General features: G+C 59.1%; 29 protein-coding genes, 1 tRNA gene and 5 pseudogenes. 13 read left to right on the top strand and 22 right to left on the bottom strand.

Annotated elements, in window-relative coordinates:
• Positions 1-150 precede the first annotated feature (150 nt).
• The 12 genes and pseudogenes from JCM25414_RS26190 to JCM25414_RS14215 form a co-directional block, all read right to left on the bottom strand.
• Positions 151-276 (bottom strand): hypothetical protein, encoded by a 126-nt coding sequence (locus JCM25414_RS26190; RefSeq protein WP_277911346.1) that lies wholly within the window; start codon positions 274-276, stop codon positions 151-153.
• 116 nt (positions 277-392) lie between these two features.
• Complete coding sequence (locus JCM25414_RS22640; RefSeq protein WP_081775955.1) at positions 393-599, bottom strand: HNH endonuclease signature motif containing protein; 207 nt, start codon at positions 597-599, stop codon at positions 393-395.
• 294 nt (positions 600-893) lie between these two features.
• Positions 894-1304, bottom strand: a complete 411-nt coding sequence (locus tag JCM25414_RS14265) for a hypothetical protein (protein ID WP_025842075.1) — start codon at positions 1302-1304, stop codon at positions 894-896.
• A 136-nt stretch (positions 1305-1440) separates the two neighbouring features.
• Complete coding sequence (locus tag JCM25414_RS14260; RefSeq protein ID WP_025842074.1) at positions 1441-1920, bottom strand: DUF6362 family protein; 480 nt, start codon at positions 1918-1920, stop codon at positions 1441-1443.
• Positions 1917-2447 (bottom strand): hypothetical protein, encoded by a 531-nt coding sequence (locus tag JCM25414_RS14255; protein ID WP_148301114.1) that lies wholly within the window; start codon positions 2445-2447, stop codon positions 1917-1919. The genes JCM25414_RS14260 and JCM25414_RS14255 overlap by 4 nt, the downstream gene beginning before the upstream one ends.
• Before the next feature lie 23 nt (positions 2448-2470).
• Positions 2471-2908: a hypothetical protein gene (locus tag JCM25414_RS14250; protein WP_025842072.1), complete on the bottom strand. Its 438-nt coding sequence runs from the start codon at positions 2906-2908 to the stop codon at positions 2471-2473.
• A complete protein-coding gene (locus JCM25414_RS14245) occupies positions 2908-3204 on the bottom strand; it encodes a hypothetical protein (protein ID WP_025842071.1) in 297 nt (98 codons plus the stop codon). The genes JCM25414_RS14250 and JCM25414_RS14245 overlap by 1 nt, the downstream gene beginning before the upstream one ends.
• Positions 3201-4120 (bottom strand): annotated as a pseudogene (locus tag JCM25414_RS14235) (replicative DNA helicase). The gene JCM25414_RS14245 and the pseudogene JCM25414_RS14235 overlap by 4 nt, the downstream one beginning before the upstream one ends.
• Before the next feature lie 104 nt (positions 4121-4224).
• Positions 4225-4737, bottom strand: a complete 513-nt coding sequence (locus JCM25414_RS14230) for a DnaB-like helicase N-terminal domain-containing protein (protein ID WP_025842069.1) — start codon at positions 4735-4737, stop codon at positions 4225-4227.
• Positions 4730-4918, bottom strand: coding sequence for a hypothetical protein (locus JCM25414_RS14225; protein WP_025842068.1), 189 nt, complete (start codon positions 4916-4918; stop codon positions 4730-4732). Before JCM25414_RS14225 ends, JCM25414_RS14230 begins: the two co-directional genes overlap by 8 nt.
• Positions 4918-5508, bottom strand: a complete 591-nt coding sequence (locus JCM25414_RS14220) for a hypothetical protein (RefSeq protein ID WP_148301113.1) — start codon at positions 5506-5508, stop codon at positions 4918-4920. The genes JCM25414_RS14225 and JCM25414_RS14220 overlap by 1 nt, the downstream gene beginning before the upstream one ends.
• 3 nt (positions 5509-5511) lie before the next feature.
• Entirely contained in the window at positions 5512-5979 is a 468-nt protein-coding gene (locus JCM25414_RS14215; protein WP_025842066.1) for a hypothetical protein, read from the bottom strand.
• Positions 5980-6260: 281 nt separating this feature from the next.
• Here JCM25414_RS14215 and JCM25414_RS20745 point away from each other — a divergent pair, with 281 nt between their 5' ends.
• The 5 genes from JCM25414_RS20745 to JCM25414_RS14190 all read left to right on the top strand — a co-directional run bounded on the left by JCM25414_RS20745 (position 6261) and on the right by JCM25414_RS14190 (position 9063).
• Positions 6261-6791, top strand: coding sequence for a helix-turn-helix domain-containing protein (locus JCM25414_RS20745; RefSeq protein WP_159101783.1), 531 nt, complete (start codon positions 6261-6263; stop codon positions 6789-6791).
• Between the two features lie 366 nt (positions 6792-7157).
• Positions 7158-7481, top strand: coding sequence for a hypothetical protein (locus JCM25414_RS14205; RefSeq protein WP_148301112.1), 324 nt, complete (start codon positions 7158-7160; stop codon positions 7479-7481).
• The gene (locus tag JCM25414_RS14200; protein ID WP_025842063.1) at positions 7478-7756 is read left to right on the top strand and encodes a hypothetical protein; all 279 of its coding nucleotides are present in this window, start codon (positions 7478-7480) and stop codon (positions 7754-7756) included. Before JCM25414_RS14205 ends, JCM25414_RS14200 begins: the two co-directional genes overlap by 4 nt.
• A 30-nt stretch (positions 7757-7786) precedes the next feature.
• Complete coding sequence (locus JCM25414_RS20740) at positions 7787-8053, top strand: hypothetical protein (RefSeq protein WP_025842062.1); 267 nt, start codon at positions 7787-7789, stop codon at positions 8051-8053.
• Positions 8050-9063, top strand: a complete 1014-nt coding sequence (locus JCM25414_RS14190; RefSeq protein ID WP_025842061.1) for a site-specific integrase — start codon at positions 8050-8052, stop codon at positions 9061-9063. Before JCM25414_RS20740 ends, JCM25414_RS14190 begins: the two co-directional genes overlap by 4 nt.
• Positions 9064-9129: 66 nt before the next feature.
• Here the strand turns inward: JCM25414_RS14190 and JCM25414_RS14185 are convergent.
• The 8 genes and pseudogenes from JCM25414_RS14185 to hisB all read right to left on the bottom strand — a co-directional run bounded on the left by JCM25414_RS14185 (position 9130) and on the right by hisB (position 13854).
• Positions 9130-9205 (bottom strand) — tRNA-Glu (locus JCM25414_RS14185).
• Between the two features lie 45 nt (positions 9206-9250).
• Positions 9251-9640: a histidine triad nucleotide-binding protein gene (locus tag JCM25414_RS14180; RefSeq protein WP_025842060.1), complete on the bottom strand. Its 390-nt coding sequence runs from the start codon at positions 9638-9640 to the stop codon at positions 9251-9253.
• A gap of 3 nt (positions 9641-9643) precedes the next feature.
• Positions 9644-10142: pseudogene (locus tag JCM25414_RS20735) on the bottom strand (phosphoribosyl-ATP diphosphatase).
• A 42-nt stretch (positions 10143-10184) separates the two neighbouring features.
• A complete protein-coding gene (gene hisF / locus JCM25414_RS14170) occupies positions 10185-10946 on the bottom strand; it encodes an imidazole glycerol phosphate synthase subunit HisF (protein ID WP_025842059.1) in 762 nt (253 codons plus the stop codon).
• Positions 10946-12234, bottom strand: a pseudogene (gene hisA, locus JCM25414_RS20730) (1-(5-phosphoribosyl)-5-[(5-phosphoribosylamino)methylideneamino]imidazole-4-carboxamide isomerase). The gene hisF and the pseudogene hisA overlap by 1 nt, the downstream one beginning before the upstream one ends.
• A gap of 41 nt (positions 12235-12275) precedes the next feature.
• On the bottom strand, positions 12276-12917 hold the full coding sequence (gene hisH / locus JCM25414_RS14160) for an imidazole glycerol phosphate synthase subunit HisH (protein ID WP_025842058.1): 642 nt from the start codon (positions 12915-12917) through the stop codon (positions 12276-12278).
• Positions 12914-13261, bottom strand: coding sequence for a hypothetical protein (locus JCM25414_RS20725; RefSeq protein ID WP_025842057.1), 348 nt, complete (start codon positions 13259-13261; stop codon positions 12914-12916). Before JCM25414_RS20725 ends, hisH begins: the two co-directional genes overlap by 4 nt.
• Positions 13258-13854 carry an imidazoleglycerol-phosphate dehydratase HisB gene (gene hisB / locus JCM25414_RS14150; RefSeq protein WP_025842056.1) on the bottom strand — a complete coding sequence of 199 codons (597 nt, stop codon included), beginning with the start codon at positions 13852-13854 and terminating at the stop codon, positions 13258-13260. Before hisB ends, JCM25414_RS20725 begins: the two co-directional genes overlap by 4 nt.
• A gap of 78 nt (positions 13855-13932) precedes the next feature.
• Between hisB and JCM25414_RS14145 the strand changes: the two genes are divergently transcribed.
• The gene (locus JCM25414_RS14145) at positions 13933-14541 is read left to right on the top strand and encodes a nitroreductase family protein (protein WP_025842055.1); all 609 of its coding nucleotides are present in this window, start codon (positions 13933-13935) and stop codon (positions 14539-14541) included.
• Complete coding sequence (gene ubiM / locus JCM25414_RS14140; protein WP_025842054.1) at positions 14538-15746, top strand: 5-demethoxyubiquinol-8 5-hydroxylase UbiM; 1209 nt, start codon at positions 14538-14540, stop codon at positions 15744-15746. Before JCM25414_RS14145 ends, ubiM begins: the two co-directional genes overlap by 4 nt.
• Before the next feature lie 76 nt (positions 15747-15822).
• Here the strand turns inward: ubiM and JCM25414_RS14135 are convergent, their stop codons facing one another.
• Together JCM25414_RS14135 and JCM25414_RS20720 are read right to left on the bottom strand one after the other, a co-directional pair.
• Positions 15823-18066 carry a mechanosensitive ion channel domain-containing protein gene (locus tag JCM25414_RS14135; protein ID WP_025842053.1) on the bottom strand — a complete coding sequence of 748 codons (2244 nt, stop codon included), beginning with the start codon at positions 18064-18066 and terminating at the stop codon, positions 15823-15825.
• 194 nt (positions 18067-18260) lie between these two features.
• On the bottom strand, positions 18261-19352 hold the full coding sequence (locus JCM25414_RS20720) for a quinone-dependent dihydroorotate dehydrogenase (RefSeq protein ID WP_148301111.1): 1092 nt from the start codon (positions 19350-19352) through the stop codon (positions 18261-18263).
• A 214-nt stretch (positions 19353-19566) separates the two neighbouring features.
• Between JCM25414_RS20720 and JCM25414_RS14125 the strand changes: the two genes are divergently transcribed.
• The 6 genes and pseudogenes from JCM25414_RS14125 to purF all read left to right on the top strand — a co-directional run bounded on the left by JCM25414_RS14125 (position 19567) and on the right by purF (position 25068).
• Entirely contained in the window at positions 19567-19815 is a 249-nt protein-coding gene (locus JCM25414_RS14125; protein ID WP_025842052.1) for a hypothetical protein, read from the top strand.
• Positions 19816-20134: 319 nt separating this feature from the next.
• Positions 20135-22006 (top strand): phosphomethylpyrimidine synthase ThiC, encoded by a 1872-nt coding sequence (gene thiC / locus JCM25414_RS14120; RefSeq protein ID WP_025842051.1) that lies wholly within the window; start codon positions 20135-20137, stop codon positions 22004-22006.
• A 203-nt stretch (positions 22007-22209) separates the two neighbouring features.
• Positions 22210-22538, top strand: a pseudogene (locus JCM25414_RS20715) (DMT family transporter).
• Between the two features lie 90 nt (positions 22539-22628).
• On the top strand, positions 22629-23060 hold the full coding sequence (locus tag JCM25414_RS22010) for a hypothetical protein (RefSeq protein ID WP_148301110.1): 432 nt from the start codon (positions 22629-22631) through the stop codon (positions 23058-23060).
• Entirely contained in the window at positions 23060-23587 is a 528-nt protein-coding gene (locus JCM25414_RS14105; protein WP_025842049.1) for a CvpA family protein, read from the top strand. The genes JCM25414_RS22010 and JCM25414_RS14105 overlap by 1 nt, the downstream gene beginning before the upstream one ends.
• Before the next feature lie 54 nt (positions 23588-23641).
• A pseudogene (gene purF / locus JCM25414_RS20705) lies at positions 23642-25068 on the top strand (amidophosphoribosyltransferase).
• Positions 25069-25110 lie beyond the last annotated feature (42 nt).

Raw genomic sequence — 25110 nt, 5'->3', positions numbered from 1 at the left:
CACGCGGGGCCGCGAGGCGGGCATGGGCGTAGGGAAGGGCGGCCTTGGCGGCATCGGCGCGTATGGCGGCGGCCAGGCCGCGATTGCGATAGATATGCGTAAGGAAGGCGAGCGGCGATGAAGTCGCGAGATCCTGCAAACTCATGCCGCTCAGGGCATCGAGGCCGGGCGCAAGTGCGGAAGGATCGACACGAGCGGGCCATTCCAGTCCACCTGCTTCTTGTTCCGGCTGCCCTTTTTGCGTCCGGCGCCAGGACGTGCGCCACCGTGAGCCATTTCTGCTCCCTTTCCTTGATAACTTGATTTCCTTGATAGACCGGAAAATCTGCCGCTGAGCCTTGCGCGGTTGCGGGGGTAGGATCCGGCCAGACTTTCGACCCGCCCCCTCGGGCTCAGCGGGTTGGGGTTTCGCGGGTGCGGATGGCCCGGACGCGGGCGGTTTTGGCACTATGGCAGGAGCCACAAAGCAGCCGGATATTGCCCGGATCGAGCGGCGCACCGCCGTCTTTCAGTTCATGGATATGATCGCCGAAGATGCGGCAGTCAGTGCGGCCGCAGGCCTCGCAGCGTCGACCACGTTGGACGAGAAGGCGAGACATCAGGCCGCGCCATTCTAGAGAGTGATAGAACTTTGGGTTCGTTTCGACTGTCTGGATAAATTGATCGGTTTCAAATAGGTAAGTTTCTGATTTAATACTCTAATCATTCGTCTATCGTATAATGAAATGAAAATATAATTAGACACCAAGTTTATTAGAATATTTTTGAGACTTTTTTTGAATGCCTTGGAAATTCTTGTATAGTTTCGATTTCTGAAATCTTTTATACTCATGTATGGATCAAATAAATTCGCAAATTCGCCCTCGAGCAGCTTTTGCATTTTGACGTTTATATCATGAAGTCTTTTTTTTAACTTGCATATCATGTTCTGTCTCATTTACCGAGGGGCCGATTGCTTTATTTTGAAATTGAGCTTTAAAATGATATTCGAAAATGTCGCACTTTATACTTGTTAGTTTGCTATAGGCTTCTTCTTCGAATAGAAATCTTGCGTAGTTATACTGCTTTTGAACAATTTTTAGTTCATCATAATCGTGTATAGATGCATTATAATTGAAGGCAATGAGACATATAGCATCCAAAAATGCATCATATACTTCAATTCGCCTCGTAAATAGATCGGATATGATTTTTTCTTTTTGTATATTTTTTTGGTATCTGGAAACATTGTAAGTCAGTAGGCCGAGCACTAGCGTGCTAAGTGGGGCAATCGTACCTTTAACGATTTCTAAACTGTTCGGCATGTCAATATCCTAAACCTTTATCTTCTCTTGCTCAGATACACTCTGACCATAGCGGTTTATTTGCGGAAAATGAATCAGACACGCGTTTGCTGACGCTAGGGTAAGTTGTTTTGCTGACAATAGTCATCGAGATTAATCACGAAAACACTGCAAATTGGACAGACTGGAAAGTGGAAAATGGCGCGCGGTTGATTTTTCTTGCGATCATCGCGCAGGCCCTTTGATGCCAGGCTTTGGCGGTGACGTGGCTGATGCCGAGTTTGGCCCCGATTTTCCGCCATTCCCAGCGATAGGCGCCTGAAATCGGGTGAACGATCAGGCGCATGTTCACCACCGTTCTGAGTTTGCGATCCTCGATCAGCGGTATCCAGCCGAGCACCACGTCCAGCCGGTCGATCTGTTCTGCTGTGGGGCGGGGCAGGAATTCATCGCTTTCACGTTCCCATCCAAGATCCTCCAGATCGCACAGATAGGCGGGCCAGGTGCTGCGGGCTCCGGCTGGGCGCAGGCCGGTGGCGGGGAGGCAGGCGAGGGTGAGGGCCGCTTCATCCAGCCATTCGCCCACCTGTTCGGGCAGGCTGCGTTCGGGATCGAAAGCGGGAGGAAGCCGGGTCATGCTGCGGCTCTTGCACGGGCCAGATAGGCGGCGCGGTTCGGCACGGGCTCACCCGCCGCAAGCCCGGTTTCCTTCCAGCGTTCCAGATCGCGGCGGAAAGCCCGGTCGGCCTCGATCTCGGCTTCGCTCAACGGGGCCTCGGGCAGATCGCGCCGGGCAATGGCCTCCGCAACGGCTTTGCTGAAATACCCCAGATGCCCGATTGCGCCGCCTTTGCCGGCCTGACGCTCGGTCACGCTGGTCACCACACCGAGGATCAGCCGCTCGGTCTCGTCAACCGTGAAGCCGGCGCGCAGGGCGTCGGCGCTCCACTGTCGCACCACGCCATGATTGACCATGCTGCGTGCCGGATCGAACCCGGCTGCCTCAAAAGCCTTCGGACCTATGCGCCGATAAGCCGTATCGATCTGTGCGTCACTCACGGGCGCCTCAAGCTTGGCTTTCTCTTCAAAGCTATTGGAAGAAGCCAAGCCAAGCTTCTCACGCGCGCGAGAAACCCGGGGAAGCGCTGGGTTTTCGTCAGTCATGGTTTTACCTCCTGCAATGGGCATCATGGCGCTGCGCTGGCGAGGATCGTTTTGCGGAGTGAATGTCGCGTTTTTTGGCGGTCTTCCGCCCTTTTGCCGTTTTCCCGCGACGCTGCCGCCCGGCGCGATCCGGTCGCGATACCCTGCAATTCGGGTGGAAAGCCGATCGTTTGCGCCTGCCGGTCCCAGGTTATGCTCAGGTTTTGCGCCCAGGTTTCCAGCCAGGTTTCCAGCTGGGTTTCGCTTGTGCGTAACCCGATGGTGGCAAGCGTCGAAAACCCGATGCCCGATGCCTCCGTGAGGGAAAGCAAGCCATTCGTGCCGTACTGCACAATGAGCATCATCATGCGCTGCCACATGAGCAGGGCCTCGGCCGACATGGCCATGAGGCGCAGGTTCGAGGTCGCCATGATCGTGATCCGGGCAATGAGTGCCTGATCGGCTTTTCTATAGGTCATCATCAGAAGGCTTTCAGACGATATCCGTCATCGACGGGCTCAAGAATGTCGCGCTGCACCAGCGCTGCGAGTGCATGGGCCACATCGAGCGGTTCGGCGGCGAGATACTGGGCGAGGTTCGACGCCGTTACCGCATGCCCGCGTGACGGCGCGCGCAGCTCTGGCATGGCGTCGGCGAGATCGGTCAGTTGCAGCCACAGCGCCCGTGAGGCGAGGGGCAGGAGACACCAGCGGGCATCGGTCATGAGCGCGCGCGCATGCGCCCCGAAACGCCGGCGCAGTATGGCAGGGCGCTTCATGATTGCGCCTCGCGCATCCAGGCCGGGCTGCGGGGGTCTTCGCTTTCGTCGCGAAACCATGTGCTATCGTGATCGAAGCGCAACCGGACCGATCCTGTCCCGCCGTGACGGTTCTTGCGGATCAGCACCTGCGCCTTGCCTATGGCTTCATGCATGCGGAACTGAAGATCGGAACAGCGATTGGCAAATTGCTCGTCTGTTTCGCGTTCGCGCTTCTGCAGCCCGTCACCGCTCGCCTCTTTGGCCAGATAGTAATGATCGCGGTAGAGGAACGCGACCATATCGGCATCCTGCTCCAGCCCGCCGCTATCGCGCAGATCGGCCTCGATGGGCCTCTTGTCCTCGCGCTTTTCAACCTCGCGATTGAGCTGTGCCAGCGCGATAATCGGCACACCCAACTCTTTGGCCAGGTTTTCAGGCCGGCGCTGATCTCACTCATTTCCTCGTAGCGTCCGCGTCGCCTCGCAGCTTCGCTACCCTGCATCAGCCCTACATAATCCAGCACGATCAGACTCAGACCTGCCTTGCTGCGCTTCATGCGCCGTGCGCGTGAGCGCAACCCGGCCACCGTCAGACCGGAGCGCGTATCGAGCTCAAGTGGCACGCCCCCGGCCTGCCGCTCGCCCTCTGCCAGATCGTCCCATTGCCACGGGGCCAGATCGACCCGCATGCCGGTCTCGACATCTTCGGGAATGTCGTAGCGACGCCCAGAGAATACCGAGAGCGTTGAAAGTCCAGCCCAGGCCGCCCCGGCACGCGCACCCAGCTGACGCGCCGCCATTTCACCCGACCAGAACAGCACGCGCTCGCCTCTTGCCGCCACACGCATGGCAATGCCGAGACCCAACGCCGTTTTGCCCATCGCGGGGCGTGCGCCCAGCAGATAAAGCCCCTCGGCCAGAAGGCCGCCCGTCATGCGGTCGAGTGCGGGATAGCCCCATGAAAGCCCGGCCAGAGCCGAGCCACGCGCCAGAGCATCGCGCCCGCAGGCAATAGCCTGCGCGATAGCCTCGGCAATAGTCACGTTGGGCAGGCTCTCGCGCATGTTCTGGGCAATGTCGAGCAGCCCGCTTTCGAGCTGCTCCACCAGATCCTCACCGCTCTGCCGGTGGGGTTGAGGCACAGCCGCGAAACATCGAGGCACATGGTGCGCAGCTGGCGGCGCGTCCAGGCATCGAATATGGCGCGCCCGTATTCGCCAGCATTGGCGATGCCGACCATCGCCAGCATGATCTGCGCAATATACTCCGCCGGCACGCGGCCCATCAGCACATCATGACCGCCAATCCGGTCGCGAATGAGCAAGGGGTTCGGCTCGATGCCGCGCCCATGCATCTGCAACGCGGCTTCATAAATCACGCCATTGAGCGGATCGTAGAAATGCTCGGGTCGGAGATATTCCTCGACCATGGGCATGACGCGCCGGCCATTGGTCAGAATGGCGCCCAGCAGCGCGCATTCGGCCTGAACGTTTTCCGGCTCGCTGAATGCCGCGGCACCTAATCCGTGAGCGGTAAGGTGAGCTTCACCCATGACGCACCTCCTTCAGCACTGGACTGCGCGGGGCTGTAAGTCCGAGGTCCTTGAGAAGGCCGCGCGTGCTGCGTTCCGAAATGCCAAGCCGCAGGGCGATGCCCCGCGCTGGAACGCCCTTGCGGTGATAGAGCCTTATGGCGGGCGCGAGCCGCACCCGATCAAGAGCAGGGCGGGCCATCAGCACTCCTTGCGATGCAGCTCGCACCGCCTGACGTAAGGGGAATTAACACTGAATTTCTCACCGCATTTCAGGCATTTGCGGTGCCAGACGCTGGCGCAGGCGGGTTTCGTGCGGGTAACGCGCTCGAACCTGCGCTGACCCGGCCAGTCGCTGAACTCACGCAGCACCAGCGGCACAAAAGCATCTGGCACCGTCTTCCATTTTCGCGTGGCATCCAGAGAGCGTCCCGCTGCTTGCGCCAGCACGGCCATGCCGCCCGGTGTGGCTCGTATGATGGCGAGCAGATTGCCCGCTTTGCGCTTGTCGGCATTGGAAACGCCCAGCGCGATGGTGACCATACGGCGGGTGAGCCAGCCGCAATCATGCGCTTTCAGCAGCGGCCTGACATGGATGGCCGGCACGTGAAGCCAGCGTTGTACGCTGCCAGGAGCCCGATCGATACAGGCAGCAATCGCCTGCACGCCGCCTCGCTCTTTTTGCACGTTGGACAGAATACGATCCGCTCTGGCCTGATCGGTTTTCGCGGGAGCAACCGCAACGGACTTTATGGCTGGTGAGCCACCGGACTGCATGAGGGATTGGCTCATGGCTCAACCCTCCCCATCGGGGCGAAACGCGAGTGCCTGCATTTTCTGCAGCGCATCGGTCGAGTGGCGTATGAGGTCGCCCAGACGCTGCGAGAGGTCAGCAGCCTCGGTCCGGTCGATCCTGCCATCTGCTAGCGCCCTGATGGCTGCGGTCATCGTGCCACTGGCCGAGGCCGCGACTTCGCTCATGGCCGTTGCCGCGCATCCCTCGCCAAACGCGATCGGGAGCAGCGCATAACCCTCTATGGTGGCCATGGCGGCAAGAATGAGGGGCTGTTGTGCATAACCGTCCAGCGCGACGGCTACGTCGGTAGGGACAACATGCGGTGAATTGCGGTTCTGATATTCAGAAATCTGCGTCTTTCCGACGCGCGTGCAGGAGGCCGCTGCTTCAACCCCACCGACAAGCCTGATTGCGGCTTGCGTGGCTGTTTTCAGACAGGCGACTTGGGCCCGGTTGACTTCAGTCATGAGCCTTGACCCCAGTATCGAGAACAAACAGGAGAGCTCTATCTATCGAGGGGAACATAGGTGGCAGTCTCTCTGTGTCAGGGACGCGAGAAATCTTGTGTCTGGTGGTTTCGCGGAACGTTTCCGCAAGTGAGCATGGCTCGGGCCTGTTATTTAGGCAGCAGCAGCGCCAGCCCCCGGCTCGTCCCGCCTTTCGGGGGAGGAAACACATCCGGTCTTATAAGATGAGGCGGCACTCCGCTTAGTTCAGCCACGGCAACGACATGGCAGGGAGGAACTTTTTGCCAACCAGCAACTGTATTGTGCTTGCGGCGAACCGCATTGGCGACCTTGTTTGTCCCACCGGCCCGGCGGATGATATCTTTTGTGTCCATACCATTTTGTCTCCTATACCGACACTTGGCGTCAAGGATAATGTCGGTATGGGCGGCACGGAAAATGCATTAATGCGTCATGGTGCGTCTATGATCACGGACGGAAAAATGGGCGCTCGCATAAGAGAGCTTCGCAAAGCACGTAAACAGTCACAGGTTGACGTGTCTGCGGCGCTCGACATCAGCCGGTCGCATTTGGCCGAAATTGAAGGTGGAAAGCATCCTGGATTTGCGACATTTGTAGAGATAGCTCACTACTTCTCTGTATCACTCGACTACCTTTATTCTGGATCTTCTGCGGCAAGCCAAGATATCGGCGGTGCGCCGATAGAACAGGACGAAAAGACCCTCATCGAATTTTGGCGCGGTCTCAGTGACAACGAGAAAAACATGCTTCTCAACCTTCTTGTCCGGGACAAAAAGGCACAGATCGTCTGAATTATCAGAGATTTTCTTGAGCACGGCCCACTCCTGTTTTCCTCTGGAACGTATCGAGTACAGGCCGGTTAGTACAGTTTTAGATTGGAGGTGTTGATTACAAATTAACGCTATCCATTACTGCCGCTTTCTGGTCGCTGCTTCCCGTTCCGCCCTGATCTTGCGTGATGGTCGCGAGTAAGCAGCTGCTACGATCCTGCACGCCCCAATTCGCCTCCCCATCCCATAGGTCATCCCGGAATAAACAGAGGCGTCGTCTCAGGTAAGGAGCAGTGGATAAGTCAGCGTCGATATAGGCGACAATATTAGGTTGCGATAACTGTCGGTATATGCGACATATCGTGCGTTCTTTAGGAGATGCGCATCGTGACACTTCCTGCCCAACAACTCGCCGTCATGACAGAACGTGCGTTCTGGATCGCCATTACCCCGCTATCCCAAGCCGAGCAGGCACACGCCCTCGACCTGTTCCGCCGCTGGCGCTACGCCGCCACGCGCGCCGATGATGGCCGACCGCCGCAATGCGCCGCACCGTGGAAGCATGCGGCTTCGGCATTGGCCACAGAGTTACAGAACTACCTCGCAACCCGGCACCCGGACCGTCTGACCATTCCGCCAGCCCATGCGGCGCAGATCGACGCGCTGCGCGGACTTGCGATTACCGCTGCCCGGAGGGGATTTATCCTGTGAATGACCGGGCAGAAACCAAGAGACGTGCTTTTGCCGCCGCGTCGACGGAAATCGAGGCAACGTGCAATCGTCTGGCGTTGTCGCGTCAGGATTATCTTGAACTACTGGCAGAACTCACTGCGGTAGCGGCCTTCAACGGTCTTGAAACGCTGCCGGGCTGGGAGTATCGCGCCCGCCTGACGTTGGAAGCCATAGTGGAAGAGGCGCGTACGGTTGCGTGCCCTGCTGGTCGCACAGATCGAGCAGGATGGCGGCCGCGCCAGTTTTGGGGCTAGCGCAGAAAAGGGCAGGGAGGCCCCGCGATCATGAGATACGCCACCGTTCTCAATATCGCGCCGCGCCTGCTGAGCACCGAGCAGGCCATAACCTATCTGGGGGGCATGATCGGCCGCGAGACATTCATGCAGCACGTCGCGCCGCATTGCCGCCGGATCATCCTGTCGCCGCGCAATTTCGGGTGGCTGCGTGAGGATCTGGATCGTTATCTCGACCACCTCGCCGGCATAGAGCGAAAACCGGACATACTCCCCATGCCGGAACCGAACATGCTTGAGGCAATCCTGCCGCCATGATTCTGAGACTGCGATATATCCAGCGCGTGAAGGACAGGCGGGGCAAAACGCGCCTCTATTTCCGCCGCCCGGGGCATAAATCGAAAAGACTGCCGGCTGAAAACGACCCGGGATTTCTGGCCGCGTATAATGAGGCGCTTGCTGCGGGGGAGCCCGAAACCTTACGCCCAAAAGAGCCCCCGCGCACGCTGGCCGGGTTGATCGATTTCTGGATGCGCAGCGCGCGCTTTGCGGCTCTCGCAGAAACAACACGCTCGACCTACCGCCGTATCCTGTTGGATATGCAGAGGCAGGATTACGCAAATGCGTTCGTAACGGATTTCCAGCCGGTTTACGTCCGACGCATTCTTGCCCGTCATACTGCGACCCCAGCAGCGGCCAATAACCGGCTCAAGATCCTGCGCGTGCTGTTCGATCACGCGGTCAGCGAAGGCTGGCGTCCGGACAATCCGGCAATTGCAGTAAAGCGCCATAAAGAGAAGGCGGAGGGTGCCATCACATGGACCGAGGAGCAGATTGCCCAATACGAGGCCCGCTGGCCCCAGGGCAGCGTCCAGCGGCTGGCTCTCGCTCTGCTGGTCTATACAGGGCAGAGGCGTAGTGATGTGGTGCGCATGGGCAGCGCAGACCTCATGGGCGATTTGCTGGAAGTGCGGCAGCAAAAGACAGGGGCGCGGCTCCTGATCCCGATACACCCCCACCTTGCACAGGAGCTTGCTGTCGCACCCACAAGCGGCACGTTCCTGCAAACGCCAGGAGGGAAGGGATACACTGCCAATGGATTTTACATGCGCTTCAGAGACTGGCGCACCGCGGCGGAGCTACCCGAGGGGCTGAGCCCGCACGGTCTGCGCAAAGCCGCCGCCAGGAGGCTGGCAGAGGCAGGCTGCTCAACCCACCAGATCGCAGCCATTACGGGCCACGCGACTCTCGCGGAAGTCGAACGATACACGCGCGCTGTGGACCAGGAAAAACTGGCCCGCTCGGCGATCGAAAGGATCAAATTGTAAAATGAGTCCGGAAAACTGTAAAACTTCGCTCAAAAATGGCGGATTACTGCGGTTTTCTGGAAGAAATGGCGTCCCATAGGGGATTCGAACCCCTGTTGCCGCCGTGAGAGGGCGGTGTCCTAGGCCTCTAGACGAATGGGACGAGGCGAGGTGCGTTCTATGATATTCATTGGCACCCGGCAAGGGTTTATTCGGAAGTTTTTTTAATTAGTTTTCCGCTGAGCTTCGCTCCCGCCAGAAGGTGCACATGATAATGCGGCACTTCCTGGCCTGCATCGGGGCCTGTGTTCGTGATCAGGCGATAACCTGAATGGGACAAGCCAAGAATTTCTGCAACTTTTGTCACAGCTCTGGCCAGACCGGCAATTTCGGCGTCGCTCGCGGACGACCCGAAATCTGCCGACGACACATAAGCGCCTTTGGGGATGATCAAGACATGGATCGGGGCCTGAGGAGCGATGTCAGGGAAAGCGAATGCATAATCGTCTTCATAGACAATTTGTACAGAAATCTCATGGCGCAGAATTCTGGCGAAGATATTGCCCTGATCATAGGGCACATGCAGATCAACCGTCATGCCTCAGGCTCCCGTCTCTGTAGGGCGTGAGGCTTTTTCCTCCACGCCGCTCATCGCTTCACGCGCGTAGCTCCTGCCAGACTTCTTGCGGGGTCACACCCGCATCGACCCACATGACGATCAGGTGATACAGCACGTCAGCACTCTCACTGACGAGCTCGGATTGCTTGCCGGCAACAGCCTCGATCAGGCACTCGACCGCTTCCTCACCGAATTTCTGGGCAATCTTTTTCCGTCCGCGAGAGAGAAGGCGGGCAGAGTGACTCAAAGCGGGGTTCGTGCCACGACGTGACTCTACCGTTTCGAAAAGACGATCCAGAACCTGCGCGTCTACAGTCTGACTGGCGACAGCCTCAAGCTTGACCGCGCCTTTCTTGCCTGGAGACTTCTTTGCGGGCGATTTCTTTGCCGCAGCCGCCTTGGTCTCTGACCGCTTGGCGCTTCCTTTCTTGCCCGCGCCTCCGTCCGTCTTGCGTGTCGTGCGTTTAGTTGCCAGCGCCATGATCGTGATCCGTCTCTAATTCCGAATGATAAGCTTAGGTCGTCAGTTGCCCGGACGCACCGGCAGGCCCGCATTTTCGAGCGCTGCTTTGACGCCCGCAATGCCAAACGTGCCGAAATGAAAAACGCTTGCGGCCAAAAGGCCGCTGGCGCCCGCTTTTGCCCCCTCGACGAAATGGTCAAGCGCGCCGACGCCGCCTGACGCGACAACGGGAATAGTGATTTCGCCACATACACGCCGCAGCAGATCCAGATCGAACCCCTTGCCCGTGCCGTCGCGATCCATGCTCGTCAGCAGAATTTCACCCGCGCCGCGAGCTTGCGCTTCCTTCGCCCAGGCCACCGCGTCAATACCGGTCGGCTGCCTGCCACCCTTCGTATAGACTTCCCACCCGCCTTTGCCATCGGAGCGTGCATCAATGGCGACAACCACACATTGACTGCCAAAACGATTGGCAGACTCATTGATCAGATCGGGATTGACCACAGCAGCGGAGTTGACCGCACATTTATCAGCCCCCGCAAGCAGGAGGCGGCGCATATCTTCCGGCGCACGAACGCCACCACCCACCGTCAGAGGAAGGAAAACCCGCTCTGCCGTGCGTCGAACGACATCATAAATAGTGTCGCGATTTTCGACACTGGCGGTGATGTCGAGAAAGGTGAGTTCGTCTGCGCCCGCCGCATCGTACACGATGGCCTGCTCGACAGGATCGCCCGCGTCACGCAGCGAGACAAAATTCACCCCTTTGACGACGCGCCCGTCCTTGACGTCGAGACAGGGAATGACTCTCAGCTTGAGCATCAGGCCCCCTCAAGAATGCTGAGCGCTTCGGCCAGCGAAACACGTCCATCATAAAGCGCACGGCCAACGATGACGCCTTCAAGGCCCGGCACATCCTGTGCAACCTCACAGAAATCACGCAAATGCTGCGCTGAACCGACACCGCCACTTGCGATGACAGGAATGGAAAGCCTGCGCGCCAGATCGGCAGTCTGCTCGAGATCGAGCCCCTCAAGCATGCCGTCGCGCGTGATCTCGGTGAAAATGACTGCAGCGACACCAGCATCCTGCATGCGAAGCGCCAGATCGCGCGCATTCAGCTCCGAGACCTCTGCCCAGCCCTCTGTCGCGACACGACCTTGCCTCGCGTCGATGCCCGCCACGATACGACCGGGAAAAGCCTTGCAGGCCTCGCGCACAAGCTCCGGGTTCTTGACAGCAACAGAACCGAGAATGACGCGATCGAGCCCGGCTTCGAGCCAGCGTGTGATACCGGCCATATCGCGAATACCACCGCCGAGCTGAACGGGCAGGTCGGTCGCGGCTATAATGGCCTCGACCGCTGCACCATTCGCCGAACGCCCAGCGAAAGCGCCGTTGAGGTCCACAACGTGAAGGCGCGAGCAGCCGGCACGGGCGAATTCGAGCGCCTGCGCTGCCGGGTTGTCTGAATAAACGGTCGCGTCATCCATCTCGCCGCGACGCAGGCGGACGCAGGCGCCATCCTTGAGGTCGATGGCGGGATACAGGGTCAGGTGACGGTTCTGCTTTGCGTCGGTAGTCGCCACGCTGCTTTCCTTTTCAGTGTTTTTCTTGTGTCTCGCCGCTGCGCCAACCTGATCGAGGGTCTTGGTCATGAACAGGCCCTTGATCGTGCCTTCATGGCTGCGCGCGTAATACGGATGCGTGCCCCAATGCTCGAAGCCCAGCGAACGGAACATGGCCAGGGCCGAAGACTGGTTTCCGGCACTTCGCAATTGAGAACACGACAGCCCATGGCGCGTGCCGCAGCAATCACAGCATCAGCCAGAACAAAACCGAGCCCACGCCCGCGCATGTAAGGCGCAACAAAATAGCCCCGGATCTGCGCCGTCTGCGCCTGCGCCTCGTTGTTGCGCGAGGGTCGCAGAAGCTGGGCACAGCCCTGTATCTGCCCACTCTCGTCACGAACCACGAAAAAGCGGGTCTCCGGCACGAGCAGCAACCCATTGAAATAGCGTTCCAGCACGGTGCGGCCTGGAGGGGTCAGCCAGCCGAGACCGCCCCCATCGAGGATGGCTGCCGTCGTGATTTCGCACAACGCCGCCATATCGATGTCATCGATGCGCGAGAGACGTTCTGCGATGCGGGTCACGGCGCCCAGCTCAAAAAATTCGCCATGATCGTCAATCCGGTCTTCTGGCTTTTCTCGACATGAAACTGCGTGCCACAACGGTTACTGCGCGCCACGATGGCAGGAACGGCGCCTCCGTATTCTGCAGTCGCCACGATGTCTGAATCGTCCCAACCCGTTAGCGCATAGGAATGAACAAAATAACCGTGGTCACCTTTGTCCAGGCCCGCCGTCAGAGGATGGGCGCCGGGTTCGAAGTCGAGCACATTCCACCCCATATGCGGCAGGCGTAGACCGGCTTCCAGTGCGAAATCCATTCTGGAAATCTCGCCTTTTATCCAGCCCAACCCGGCTGTGCGTCCATGTTCAAGGCCCCATTCGGCCATAAGCTGCATGCCGACGCAGATCCCCAGAAAGGGCGTTCCACGGTCGGTCGCCTCGGCAAGAGCCTCGCGCAGACCGCCCTGCAGGCCAGAAGCGCAATGCGCAAAGGCGCCCTGACCGGGCAGGATGATATGATCCGCGCCCAACACCGCCTCAGGGTCTCCGCTGATCACGACTTCAGCCGCGAGCCCTTTTTCAGCAACGACATGACGCGCGGTCTGTGCTGCAGAGGCAAGATTGCCCCCGTCATAATCGATAACAACGATCTTTTTCATGATGAGGCCTGCACCTTGTCTGAAAAGCGCAGCTGGGCGTCGGCTTCAGACTGACCCAGCCATAGCCCCTCGCAAACACCACCCTTGAGCCTCTTTTCCCAGCCGATCAGTTCCGCACCGAAAAGCGCCAAAGCGAGATTGACATCCCAGGCGGCAAGCCACCCACTAGGACCAGCGAAGTGGACGAACATCACATTGAGGCACGCGGTCAGCGCGAGAGAAATCCAGCATCTTGCAAACAGAAGACCGATCGGCCCGAAAATCATGAGGCGCCAGTAAAACCCCTGACGCACCATTGAGGGAACAGCATCATTCTGCGTGCGATAAGCCTGATAGTAATTCACAGAACCCCCTTGGTCGAAGGGACACTTCCCGCAACACGCGGATCAAGCGCCACTGCCATACGCAGCGCGCGGGCAAAGGCCTTGAAGCCACTCTCGGCGATGTGATGCGCGTTGCGACCGGCCTTGCAGGTGACATGCAGGGCGATGGAAGACGCCATGGCAAAGGCGCGGTAGAATTCCTCGAATAGATCCGTATCCATCTCGCCGATACGTTCACGCACGAAGCTGACATTCCATGCCAGATAGGGGCGCCCCGAAATATCGACCACGACTTCGCACAGCGCCTCGTCGAGGGGCACGAGGGCATGGCCGAAACGGGTGATGCCCCGCTTGTCGCCAAGGGCCTGAGCAAAGGCTTTGCCAAGCGCAATGCCGATATCCTCGACCGTATGATGGCCATCGACATGCAGATCGCCATGGCAGCGCACTTCGAGATCGAATCCACCATGCTTTGCCAGAGCGGTCAGCATATGATCGAAAAAGCCGATCCCACTATCGAGTTCGGCCTGCCCGGTGCCATCCAGATTGATGGAAACGGAGATATCGGTCTCACCGGTCTTGCGGTGAATGCGGGACTGTCTGGCGTCTGTCATACTCTCTTCCATAAACTATTCGGAGCGAATACGCGATGGCCTCTTGGCGAGACGAGGGGAACTTGCCATCTATCACCCATGAGCAGCGCGCACGCATCCCCTTCCGCCCTTGACGTCCTGCTGAGCAGGGCCTCGACCGATCACCTCAGCGCGCCTGCGCCAGATAAGGCGCAGATTGCCCGCATCCTTTCGGCAGGATTGAGGGCGCCCGATCACGGCAAGATCAGACCGTGGCGCTATATTGTGATCAAGGGCAAGCACCGCGCCGAATTTGCCGAGCAGGTAGTCAAGGCCATGGTTTCCGCTGATCCGGAAGTGCCCGAGAAGAAGATTGCAAAGCGCCGTCAGCGCTTCTCGGAAATGCCCATGACCATTGCGCTTGTCATGGCGCTCGACCCCGAAAGCAAAATCCCGCTACAGGAGCAGGAGCTGTCTGTTGGCGCAGGCGCCATGAATGTTCTTAATGCGCTTCATGCAGAAGGGTTTGGAGGCTTCTGGGTGTCGAGCGATTTTGCCGGTCAGCCTTGTTTTCGTGATGCGCTCGGCCTGAGCGACGCACACCGCCTCGCCGGCTTCCTGTTCGTTGGGACGCCTGACAAACCTGTTCAGGGCAGCAAGCGCCCCGACATCGAAGACTTCATGGGTTTCTATAAGGGCGAGCCGGTCAGGTTCGGGGCAGATCAGTGACAGAGCATTATGACATTACGATTGCCGGTGCAGGACCTGCCGGTCTTGCCTGCGCCCTTTCTCTGGCCGAGAAAGGCTGGCGGGTAGCCGTCATAGACCCCGCGCCAGAGGCTGCACTCTCTTCGCCATCCTTCGATGGACGTGAAATTGCCCTGACGCATCATTCACGCGACTGGCTAGAGCAAAGCGGCGCCTGGCGTCGCATTCCGGCAGGGTGCGTTTCACCCCTCAGGACCGCACGGATCGAGACTGGCCAGGAATCTCCCGGCAACAGCTCGGGAGCCCTGCTTTTCAAGGCTCCTCAGGATGCCTCGGACGCCCTCGGTTATCTCGTGCCCAATCACCTTATCCGTACAGCGCTGTATGAAACGGTACGCGAGAAGAACGGCATCACGATTTTGTCGGGTAAGGGCGTCGTCGCCAGTTCGGGCAATCGCGAGGAGGCTATCACCCTTCTGGATGATGGCAGACTGATCAGCTCCAGCCTGCTCGTCGCTGCGGATGGCCGCTTCTCCCGCATTCGCCAGATGCGCGGCATCGGGGCGATCGTGCATGATTTCGGCAAGGAAATCCTCGTCTGCCGCATGCGTCACCCGGAGCCGCATGACGGCGTCGCCCTTCAATGGTTCGATCAAGGTCAGACGATCGCGCTACTTCCTGTGGCCGATGACGATCAGCCGGGGCATCTTTCCTCTCTGGTGCTGACGCTGGATCCCGAAGAGATCGCGATACTCACGGCGATGGACAAAGGTGCGTTCGATGCCGACATTACGCGCCGCACTCAAACGCGACTGGGCAGCATGAGTCTGGAAAGCGCGCGATGCACCTATCCGCTGAAAACTGTCTTCGCGCATCGCTTCGAGACCACGCGCCTTGCCCTGATCGGCGATGCGGCGGTGGGAATGCATCCGATCACCGCGCACGGCTTCAATCTTGGGCTCAGAGGACAGGAAATCCTGTGTGAGGAAATTGCTCAAGGCGAGGGCGATCCTGGCGCGGCGACTGTGCTGAGGGGCTTCGAAAAACGTCATCGCCGTGCAACGGCACCGCTTTTCGCCGCGACCAACGGCATCGCCTCACTCTACACCCATGACGCGAAGTCCTCACTGGCGTTGCGCAAGGCTGGGCTCGCCATTGCGCAAAAACTTACGCCGCTCAAATCGCTGGTCACCGGCTTTCTGATGGATCGCGATCGCGCCGCCTGAGACGTATTCTCAGGGTAACGTCGCAAAAAGGGATGGGGAGCTTCGGCCCACCATCCCTTTTTTCGTGAGCGCAAACTCAGGTTGGTTTGCCGAGTTCGAGACCTGCTTCCTGCAGGACGCGATAGGCGTCCAGCATGATGGCATTGGTCACGCCACCCACGTCACGCACCGACGATACTTTTGCAGAAAGGGCCAGTGTAATGCCCGTCTCGGTGATGGCAGAAATCGCCACGCCCGGTGGCGGGTTTTGAAGGATATCTTCGCGCTGCTTCATCATCTCCATCAGCGCGATCTGCGCCTTGGTCGCATCGGCACGCGGCGAGATGGTAACGGTTGCCGAAGCGGCACTCAGCGAGGTGCCGAGCGTGGCGTTACGCACCGCTGAAGTGATGAACTGCGAATTCGGCACGATCATCGTGGAGCCGTCTCCTAGACCGATCTCTGTCGAACGCACGCTGATGCGCTTGACGTCACCCTTGATGCCGCCCAGCTCAATGAGATCGCCCACACGGATCGGACGCTCAGCAAGCAGGATCACGCCAGACACAAAGTTCTGCACAATCGCCTGAAGGCCGAAACCGATACCCACGGAGAGCGCACTGACAACCCATGTCAGGTTCTTGACGGTCACTCCCGCCTCCGAAAGGACCAGAAGCAGAACAGTGATCCAGGCGACATAATTGAAGATGTTCAGAATAGAGGTACGCGCGCCGATATCCAGATTGGTCGTCGGAAAGAGGCGTGACTCGAGCCACCTGGTGAAGGCACCAATTGCGTAATACGCGACGATCAACAGAACAATGCAATAAACCGCCGTATTCAGCGAGAACTGCACGCCGTTGATTGTCTGGCCGACGAACAGGCTTTGAACCCTGTCAGCGACGACCGGAATATCGAGGCTGCCCTCCGACAGGCAGATCGCCACGAAGATAATGATCAGACCGATATTGACCATACCAGATAGGAGGACGCCGAACTGGGCCACGCGGTTCGAGTGAACGCCCAGCCGGGAGAGGCGCTTTGAAATCAATGAGCCGACCGAGAATGTTCTTGACGTGAACTCCTTCATGGCGATCGAGAGCAGCATGAGCGAGGCCAGGCTGACCGAGATCGCAACCGACCACAGGGCGACCGCGAACGCGAATGCAAGAAAACCGAGCGCAATTGCAGACCACGTAACGACCAGAAGAAGCCAGCCTATCCCGTAGACTGCAGGCGCGAGGCGCGCATCGGTGCTCCGTGTCAGGCGACGACACATCCACACGAAAAGCAATGTGACCACGAGCGTGAACAGGGCCTCGATGAGACGCCGCGCTGTCACCGGGAAGGCATTTTCCTGCCCGATGATCATGAACAGGGTCTGCAGCAGCACGAAAATCGAGATGCACCAATCGACGCCCCACAGCGCGCGAGCCGACCCCTGCGAGGCACCATCGATTGCAGTCGCCCGGCTCAGAGCCGGTAGCCCGGCGCCAAGGATAAAACCGCAAAGCGGCATGATACCTGCGATACCATGGGCGAGGACCGGGCTGCGCCCTGCGTCCAACGAGAGAATGCTCGAAATGATTTCCCACAACACGAACATGATCACGCCGCAAAATAAACCGCTCAGCGCGACCGGTATGAAGGATTGATGGGTTTCTGGCAGCGAGTCACCGGTGAACCTGCGCACGATCCTGTCTTCGGCCATGCGAAGCATCCAGTAGACCGGACGCGAGAGCAGGGCAGTCAACAGGAAAACGGCGGCGAGCGTCCCGAGCATGAAGGGCCAGTTATAGAGCACGCCGGCAAAGCCGTTATTGACAGGCGGCGCGAAGGTCAGGCGGAGTTCAGGGCCTTCATCCAGAAGGTTGCGCCAGAAGGTGAGAGTTAGGGGCGATGCGATGCGCTCCGATAGCAGCTCCTTCTGGCTGACCGAGCCCCTGCGCTGTACCTCAAGCTGAACCTGTTTGGCCTGAAGGCCGAGCAGCTTCCCTTGAGTGACGGTCGATTTGATATCCTGAAGCACAGCCTGAAGATGCGCACGTTGCGCGACAATCGCAGCGCTCTCCCCTTCGGTCTTCGCCCCTACGATATCAAGATAACTGTCATAAACCGTCTGATAGGAGGCCGCCTGCGCCTGAATGGACTGGGCAACGGATGTGATGTCATCGATCTGATCGGAAAGATCGGAGAGCGTCTCACTTCCAAGGACGATATCGGTCCTGTTGAGTTGTCCATAGATATATTTCAGGCGGTTCTGCGAGGCAGTGATCTGCTTGTTGAGAGCGGCAGAAACCGTGGTCCAGCCATAACCGTCAGAAACCGAGGGGACGAGCACCGCACTGTCCTGAGAGCCGGCGGGGGCTGAAAACGCCGATTGAGGCGATATCGAAAGGGCGAGGACCAGGAAGAGCCATATAGATATTTCAGGGCTGACTGCCTCTTCAAAGCTGACATTCCGATGATCGCCTCCGTTGTGATCCTGGTTCAGGGAATAGAAACGACGAACCAGGCGCGTGGTTTTGCAATGTATTATGCGGTCGCTAAGCGCCCGGCAGATTTCAGGTCGTCAACCGAGTCAAATCCGGCCCTGTAGATTTCACGCAGCAGCTCGCTCTTGATGCGTGTAACCAGAGCCGGACCATGATAGATAAGCGCGCTATAGATCTGCACCATATCCGCACCAGACCGGAGACGTTCGAATACGTCAAAACCGCTTTCAATTCCCCCGCAGGAAATTACGGCCATACGTCCCTGAACGAGCGGCACGACGCGCTTGAGCGTCTGAAGCGAAAGCTGGGCGAGGGGGCGCCCGGACAAGCCGCCTGTCTCGATCGCCAGTGGCGAGCGCAGCGAAGGGGGGCGGCTGATGGTCGTATTATTGACGATCAGGCCGGCAGCGCCGCCTTCGACCGCCGCCTCGACGATATCGGGCAGTGCATCCGGGTCTAGATCCGGCGCCAGCTTGACCAGAAGCGGGGGCAGAGAGTCATTGGCGCGGGTGATTGCCTGAAGAATATCGCCCAGCGTCGAGGCGCTTTGCAGGTCACGCAGGCCCGGCGTGTTGGGGGATGAGAGGTTGATCGTGATGTAGTCGGCCAACGGGGCAACCCGAGCGGCCAGATAGGGATAGTCTTCGAGTGGGCTGGCGCCGATTTTATTGATACCGAGATTGGCGCCTACGGGTACGCTGCGTAGCGCAGCATTGCGTCCTGCCTGAAGCGTTCTGAAACGCTCGAGGCGCCGCGTGAAGCTGTCTATGCCACAGCCGTTGAAACCCATACGGTTGATGATCGCCGCGTCTTCCGTCAGGCGGAACAGACGGGGCTTGGGATTACCCTCCTGAGGGCGCGGGGTGACGGTGCCGCATTCCACATGGCCAAACCCCATGCGGGCCAGCGCCATCGGTGCGCGCGCATTCTTGTCGAACCCTGCGGCAAGGCCGACAGGATTGGGAAAACGCAACCCCATGCAGCGCGTGCTCAGCGCAGGCACATCTTTCGGCGCGTTTGGCCCGAGACCGAGCGCGAGTGTCTCGATTGCCGCCTCATGGCAGATTCGGGGTCGAGACCATGAAAGAGCTTCGTCGCAAGGCGCGAAAAAGGAGAGAGGGCCATGTGTCATCCTGAGCGTGAAAGCGTCGTCGGTGTTCTATACCCCTGCACCGCGTCAGGTCTAACCCTCGATCATGAGGTGCCTCTCAAAGCCTTGCCGACCCTGTGCAGCCCATAACCCCGGCCTGCCGCGCGTAAAGCAGTTGCGGGCCAGGTGCCATTCATGGAAAGAGGTCACCCGGTCGTGAAGACACCGCCTTGCAGTCTGTCGTGGAGATGCCGTCATGTGGGATGAACCCTATCTGGAGACCTGCTGCCGCTCGACGCTGCATCGTGCGCTGCTTTGCGAAGGCATTGGCCGCCCGCAATCACTACGCGATCAGCCCTGTCTGGAGAGACTTCAGGCGATGGGCTTTGTCGCCCTAGGCCCGGATGGGCGTTTTTATATCACTCCCGCAGGCCTGAGCCGCCATGATCAGGAAATCGGCCAGCTCAAGCCCATGACAGCACGCGCCTCACGTGTGCGTGCCTGAGCCCGGCAGGTGATCATCGAGATCGCCGCTCCTCAGAAGGTGGGCGCCAGCTTACAGACAGGCAATCTTATTCGGTTGACACGAGCGCGCTAACGACGCCACACTCGGCGCCATACCAGGGGGTGCCTCGACAAGAGGCTGAGAGGCTGTTGGCGGTTTACCGCAGCGCAGCGACCCTTTCGCTCCGGCATGTGAGCGAAGAACCTGATCCGGTTCGTACCGGCGTAGGGATTGGTGTGAGCGGCCAGTCTTCTATCGTGACCCGTTCATCCTGCTCTTGCGCTGTCGGACATAACCCCACACCGCAAGGGGACAGTAAATGGACGACTCAACGCTTCCCACCCAGTCAAAAGTCGCTGCACGCGATCAGGCGCCGGCCCATGGCAGGGTGACCACGGGCCCGATTTCAGGCTCGCGCAAGATATTCTCCAGCCCGGTCGATCACCTCGATATCACCGTGCCGTTTCGTGAGATCGATCTCGATCCGAGCGCAAACGAGGCGCCGGTACGCGTTTATGATACGTCCGGCCCCTATACCAACCCGGCTTACCACGCCGATGTCTCGCTCGGTCTGCCCGCCTTGCGTGCACCCTGGCTTTCCAGACGCGGCCTGACAGCGGTTGCACAGACGCGCGCTATCAAGCCTGAAGATAACGGTTTTGCCAGCGCCGCGCAGGCCGTGCCGCATTGTCCGGCACCGCACAAGGTGCTGGATGGCATCGCGGCGGCTCATGTCACGCAATATGAATTCGCCCGCGCCGGTATCATCACCGAAGAGATGATCTTTGTCGCTCATCGCGAAAATCTGGGCCGTGCCAGCATGGTCGAAGGCGCCGAAGCGCGGCGTGCCGATGGCGAAGATTTTGGCGCCGAAATCCCGGCCTTTATCACGCCTGAATTCGTGCGTTCCGAAATCGCGGCGGGCCGTGCCATCATCCCGGCCAATATCAATCATCCCGAACTCGAGCCGATGATCATCGGTCGCAATTTTCTGGTCAAGATCAACGCCAATATCGGCAATTCAGCCGTTACCTCCTCGGCCGCCGAAGAAGTCGAGAAAATGGTCTGGTCGATCCGCTGGGGCGCGGACACTGTCATGGATCTCTCGACCGGTCGCAACATCCACAACATTCGTGACTGGATCCTGCGCAATTCACCGGTGCCGATCGGCACGGTGCCGCTGTATCAGGCACTGGAAAAGGTGAGCGGTGTCGCCGAAGACCTCACCTGGGAGATCTATCGCGATACGCTCATCGAGCAGGCCGAGCAGGGGGTGGATTACTTTACCATTCATGCCGGCGTGCGCATCGCCCATGTGCCACTGACAGCGGGTCGTACCACCGGGATCGTCTCCCGTGGCGGCTCGATCATGGCCGCCTGGTGTCTGGCTCATCACCGCGAGAATTTCCTTTACGAGCATTTCGAGGAAATCTGCGACATCATGCGCCGCTACGACATCTCGTTCTCGCTGGGGGACGGGCTACGACCGGGCTCGATTGCCGACGCCAACGATGCTGCACAGTTTGCCGAGCTGGAAACGCTGGGCGAACTGGCGCGCGTCGCCTGGGCAAAGGGCTGTCAGGTCATGATCGAGGGGCCAGGCCATGTGCCGATGCACAAGATCAAGATCAACATGACCAAGCAGCTTCGTGAATGCGGCGAGGCCCCCTTCTACACGCTCGGGCCGCTAACCACCGATATCGCGCCGGGTTACGATCACATTACCTCGGGCATCGGCGCCGCCATGATCGGCTGGTTCGGCTGCGCGATGCTCTGCTACGTCACGCCTAAAGAGCATCTCGGTCTGCCCGATCGTTCGGATGTAAAGGTTGGGGTGATCACCTACAAGATCGCCGCCCATGCGGCTGATCTGGCCAAGGGCCATCCGGCAGCGCAGATCCGCGACGACGCCATCTCACGTGCCCGCTTCGAGTTCCGCTGGCAGGACCAGTTCAATCTCGCCCTCGACCCGGATACGGCACGCTGCTTCCATGACGAGACCCTGCCGAAAGAAGCGCACAAGACCGCGCATTTCTGCTCGATGTGCGGACCGAAATTCTGCTCGATGAAAATCAGTCATGACATCCGCCGCAATGCCGAGCGCGATCAGGGTATGGAGCAGATGAAAGAGGCGTTCCGAAACGGCGGTAACAAGCTCTATGTCACAGCAGAGGAACCGGAAAAGGTCTGACAGTTCTCAATATAGCCTGTAGATGGCGCGACCCTCTGTCGCGTCATATTTTCCCGCTGCCGCTGCGACGCGCTCATTCTCCTTGTGAGCGCGTCGCAGCGTGACAGGTCTTGAGGGTCTTGATAGATCTGCGGCTGATCTGACGAAATCAGCCGCACGGAGAAGGCATCGAAGACGCCGCCGCGGCCCTGAAGAGACGCACCATGACCTATTTCTATCTCCTCATCGCCATCTGCTCCGAGGTCTTCGCAACGACCATGCTGAAGCTGTCAGACAGTTTCACGCGCCCCATGCCCGGACTTCTCAGCGCGCTCGGCTATTGCGTTTCGTTTTACGCCCTGTCGCTTACCTTGCGCACGATGCCGACGGGCGTCGCCTATGCCATCTGGTCAGGTGTGGGAATCGTGCTGATCTCGGCCATAAGCTGGGCCAAATTCAAGCAGGCGCTCGATGCCCCTGCGATGATCGGCTTGGTTTCATCATCATCGGGGTGGTGATCGTTAACGTGTTTTCAAAATCTGTGTCGCATTGACGATTAATCCGCGTGATTTTTATGGTGCAAACAGGCATTTGATTGACGCCAGCCGTGATGAGTTCATATGGCTGGAGTATGAAGGCGCGCATGGTTTCACCTCACATCCTCGACCGACTTGCAGACGCCTACCGAGACGCACCGGATCGTGGCGCTGTTGCGGGTGATACCCCGCAAAAGGGAAAAGGGCGCAAAAAACGTTCCGCTCTCACCGAAACAGCACCGGTGGTCATCACATTGCCGGATGAAGAGTTAAGGCGTGACCTGGCTCAGGCAATTGTTCGATGCACCAGTTTCTACATGCTCGAACAGAACCAGGAACTGATAGATCATAGTGCTGCTTTTCTGGACGCACTTATGCGGCTATGGGGCAAGCGCGGCGTGGAGGCGTCCGAGGTTTGGCGTGAAATCGATCATAGGCTTCAACTGGGCAATCTCCTGACCCAGATCAACAGTGATATTCCGCACAGCCCCGAGACCGCCCGCAGGTTCTGGCGGCCTTCATCGACAAAACTGCCCTGATGGAAAATACAACAGATATTGTCGTCCTCTGCATTCTGGGGCTCTCAGGTTTATGGGGTTTTCTGCGCGGGTTCGCTCGGGAGATTTTCAGCCTTGTCGCATGGGTGGGTGCCTTCGTTCTGGCAAGCCAGACAGCCCCCCTCCTTCTGCCATGGTTTTCGCAGCGACTCAGCGATGGTCTTGCAGCGAGTGCCCTGGCCTATGTGATTTCCTTCATCGGGCTGGTCCTGGTGCTCTCGACAGTCGCCCAGCGTTTCGCAACAGGCTTGCGCAGCGTTTTGGTGGGTGGCACGGACCGCCTGCTTGGGGGCGGGTTCGGGCTCTTCCGCGGGGCGCTGGTTCTGGTGGTGCTCTATCTGGGTATCGTGTCGGTAGCGGGTGAAATTACCGCTCGTGCGCTCGTTGCGGGCAGCCGTTCGGGACCCTACATTCTTGCAGGCGTGCATCTGTTGCAGGGGCTTACGCCATATTTCGCGCAACTTCATCTTGCCTTGCCGCCCGCAAAAGGCCATGACGCAGCCTTCTGATCGACCCAGCCTCGACCGCCCATGCGTGACCGTGCAAAGGAGCGCCGCCAGATTATGAATCCTGACACACTCGAAACTTCGAACCGTCCCTATGAGGAATGCGGCGTCGTAGGTATCTGGGGTGCCCCCGATGCGGCCGCGCTCGTCGCGCTCGGACTGCATGCACTCCAGCATCGTGGTCAGGAAGCTGCGGGCATCGTGAGCCATGACAGCGAAAGATTCTGTCAGCACAAGGGGCTCGGGCTCGTCGGTGACGTTTTCAGCGATGCCCGCGTCATGGCCACCCTCAAGGGCAGGGGCGCGATCGGCCATAACCGCTATGCGACGACCGGCGGTACGCTTTTGCGCAATGTGCAGCCGCTTTATGCCGATTTCGAATTCGGCGGCTTGGCCGTCGCGCATAACGGCAACCTGACCAATGCGGCGACGCTGCGTCAGGCGCTGGTCAAGCGCGGCTGCCTGTTTCAGTCGACGACCGATACCGAAGTGTTCGTGCATCTGATTGCGATCTCGCTCTACGCCACAGTGCTTGAGCGGCTCGTCGATGCGGCCAAGCAGGTTAAGGGCGCCTATTCGGTCGTCGCTCTGGCTCCTCAATTCCTGGTAGGACTTCGCGACCCGCTGGGTGTGCGTCCGCTGATCCTTGGTCGCACGACTGATGGCGGGTGGATGCTGGCCAGCGAAACCTGTGCACTCGATATCGTCGGCGCTGAATTTGTCCGCAATGTCGAGCCGGGCGAGATGGTCATCATCGACAATGACGGCGTGCGCTCGATGCGCCCCTTCGCCCAGACCAGCCCGCGCTTCTGCGTGTTTGAATATATCTATTTTGCGCGCCCTGATTCGATCCTCGAAGACCACTCGGTCTATGAGGCGCGCAAGCAGATCGGCGTCGAACTGGCCCGCGAAAGTGGCGTCGAGGCCGATGTTATCGTGCCGGTGCCGGATTCAGGTGTGCCTTCAGCTATGGGCTTTGCCGCAGAGAGTGGCATTCCCTTCGAGATGGGCATCATCCGCAATCACTATGTCGGGCGTACCTTTATCGAACCGACCGACCAGATCCGCAATCTGGGCGTACGGATGAAGCATTCGGCCAATACACCGTGCTCCAGGGCAAGCGCGTGGTGCTGGTCGATGATTCGATCGTGCGCGGCACGACCTCGCGCAAGATTGTCGACATGGTACGCGCTGCAGGCGCGACCGAGGTGCATATGCGCATCAGCAGCCCGCCTACGAAGCACCCATGCTTCTACGGCATCGATACTCCGGAAGAGAGCCAGCTGCTTGCCGCTACGCACACCGTGGAAAAAATGGCCGAGGCCATTGGCGTCGACAGCCTCGCCTTCATTTCCTTCGACGGGCTCTATCGTGCGCTCGGTCATGAGGGGCGGGTAGGGGCGGAAGGTCGCTATTGCGATGCGTGCTTTACCGGTGATTATCCGATCGAGCTGGTCGACAAGGAAGGGCGCCTGGTCGCCTGACCTCGCATCCTTTAATCTTGCGACTGATGTAAAAAAACGGGG

The organism is Asaia platycodi JCM 25414 (assembly GCF_000614545.1).
Classification (GTDB): Bacteria; Pseudomonadota; Alphaproteobacteria; order Acetobacterales; family Acetobacteraceae; genus Asaia; species Asaia platycodi.
The sequence above is the reverse complement of the archived record's forward strand: the minus strand, read 5'-3'. Positions and strand labels throughout refer to the sequence as shown.

Bases quoted from the DNA above. Each gene is read 5' to 3' on its own strand.
- JCM25414_RS14225 (WP_025842068.1), bottom strand. From the start codon at position 4,918: ATGGCCCGCCCTGCTCTTGATCGGGTGCGGCTCGCGCCCGCCATAAGG.
- JCM25414_RS20720 (WP_148301111.1), bottom strand. From the start codon at position 19,352: ATGACACATGGCCCTCTCTCCTTTTTCGCGCCTTGCGACGAAGCTCTT.
- JCM25414_RS14215 (WP_025842066.1), bottom strand. From the start codon at position 5,979: ATGACTGAAGTCAACCGGGCCCAAGTCGCCTGTCTGAAAACAGCCACG.
- JCM25414_RS14190 (WP_025842061.1), top strand. From the start codon at position 8,050: ATGATTCTGAGACTGCGATATATCCAGCGCGTGAAGGACAGGCGGGGC.
- JCM25414_RS14230 (WP_025842069.1), bottom strand. From the start codon at position 4,737: ATGGGTGAAGCTCACCTTACCGCTCACGGATTAGGTGCCGCGGCATTC.
- JCM25414_RS14250 (WP_025842072.1), bottom strand. From the start codon at position 2,908: ATGATGACCTATAGAAAAGCCGATCAGGCACTCATTGCCCGGATCACG.
- JCM25414_RS26190 (WP_277911346.1), bottom strand. From the start codon at position 276: ATGGCTCACGGTGGCGCACGTCCTGGCGCCGGACGCAAAAAGGGCAGC.
- hisF (WP_025842059.1), bottom strand. From the start codon at position 10,946: ATGCTCAAGCTGAGAGTCATTCCCTGTCTCGACGTCAAGGACGGGCGC.
- hisH (WP_025842058.1), bottom strand. From the start codon at position 12,917: ATGAAAAAGATCGTTGTTATCGATTATGACGGGGGCAATCTTGCCTCT.
- JCM25414_RS14145 (WP_025842055.1), top strand. From the start codon at position 13,933: ATGAGCAGCGCGCACGCATCCCCTTCCGCCCTTGACGTCCTGCTGAGC.
- JCM25414_RS14125 (WP_025842052.1), top strand. From the start codon at position 19,567: ATGTGGGATGAACCCTATCTGGAGACCTGCTGCCGCTCGACGCTGCAT.
- JCM25414_RS22010 (WP_148301110.1), top strand. From the start codon at position 22,629: ATGGTTTCACCTCACATCCTCGACCGACTTGCAGACGCCTACCGAGAC.
- JCM25414_RS20740 (WP_025842062.1), top strand. From the start codon at position 7,787: ATGAGATACGCCACCGTTCTCAATATCGCGCCGCGCCTGCTGAGCACC.
- JCM25414_RS14180 (WP_025842060.1), bottom strand. From the start codon at position 9,640: ATGACGGTTGATCTGCATGTGCCCTATGATCAGGGCAATATCTTCGCC.
- JCM25414_RS14220 (WP_148301113.1), bottom strand. From the start codon at position 5,508: ATGAGCCAATCCCTCATGCAGTCCGGTGGCTCACCAGCCATAAAGTCC.
- JCM25414_RS14265 (WP_025842075.1), bottom strand. From the start codon at position 1,304: ATGCCGAACAGTTTAGAAATCGTTAAAGGTACGATTGCCCCACTTAGC.
- hisB (WP_025842056.1), bottom strand. From the start codon at position 13,854: ATGACAGACGCCAGACAGTCCCGCATTCACCGCAAGACCGGTGAGACC.
- JCM25414_RS14245 (WP_025842071.1), bottom strand. From the start codon at position 3,204: ATGAAGCGCCCTGCCATACTGCGCCGGCGTTTCGGGGCGCATGCGCGC.
- JCM25414_RS14255 (WP_148301114.1), bottom strand. From the start codon at position 2,447: ATGACTGACGAAAACCCAGCGCTTCCCCGGGTTTCTCGCGCGCGTGAG.
- JCM25414_RS14105 (WP_025842049.1), top strand. From the start codon at position 23,060: ATGGAAAATACAACAGATATTGTCGTCCTCTGCATTCTGGGGCTCTCA.
- thiC (WP_025842051.1), top strand. From the start codon at position 20,135: ATGGACGACTCAACGCTTCCCACCCAGTCAAAAGTCGCTGCACGCGAT.
- JCM25414_RS22640 (WP_081775955.1), bottom strand. From the start codon at position 599: ATGTCTCGCCTTCTCGTCCAACGTGGTCGACGCTGCGAGGCCTGCGGC.
- JCM25414_RS14260 (WP_025842074.1), bottom strand. From the start codon at position 1,920: ATGACCCGGCTTCCTCCCGCTTTCGATCCCGAACGCAGCCTGCCCGAA.